This window comes from Amycolatopsis sp. cmx-8-4 (assembly GCF_046548675.1).
In the GTDB taxonomy this organism is placed as follows: Bacteria; Actinomycetota; Actinomycetes; order Mycobacteriales; family Pseudonocardiaceae; genus Amycolatopsis.
Genome location: NZ_JAEBDZ010000102.1, coordinates 1 through 630 on the forward strand (window position 1 = coordinate 1; position 630 = coordinate 630).

1 pseudogene is annotated in these 630 nt (G+C 61.0%); it reads right to left on the bottom strand.

What is annotated here, in order from left to right:
• Positions 1-202: 202 nt before the first annotated feature.
• Positions 203-630, bottom strand: a pseudogene (locus ACLJQZ_RS48590) (IS701 family transposase); the annotation flags it as partial.

Here is a 630-nt window from a genome sequence, read left to right on the forward strand (position 1 = left end):
CTAGTACTACAGGGCTAGATCTCTATCATTTGCAGCCGAAGGCGTCGTCTGACGTGGTGTCGTCGGGCGTCTGCCTGGTGTCGACGACGCCAGGCAGACCAGCGTAGGCCGTGGTCGATGGCTTGATCATCTTTGTCGACGAGGTTGAACAGGCGTCGGATCTCGGCGAGAGTGAGCGCGATCAGGCGGCGGGTTCGTGTCGTCAGGGTGTCTGTTCTGTCGACAGGTGGAGTTCTTCTTTTTTTGCTGCGTGTCTCATGACCGCGAGGAATGCCATGGCGAGCATCGAGAGGGTGATGTGCCGGTACCAGGCGTGGTAGAGGCGGACCTGGTAGTTGTCCAGCCCTGCTTCGTTTTTGGCGGCTTCGAAACATTCCTCGATCGGCCAGCGGGCACCGATGACGCGGACCAGTTCCGTGATTGGTTCCCCACGCGGGTTGTAGCAGTGAAAGTAGCCGAGTTCGCCGTCGGCGATGTTCCGCCGGAACACGTACTGGTGACCGTCGCCGGCATCCACCAGTGCCCAGTCATAGGTCCGGAAGCCCTTGGCGCCGATCCCGCAGGCACGACGGGACCAATCATGGGGTTTCAGCCGGGATGCGACATGTTTGACCAGTGTCGGCAGGCCGG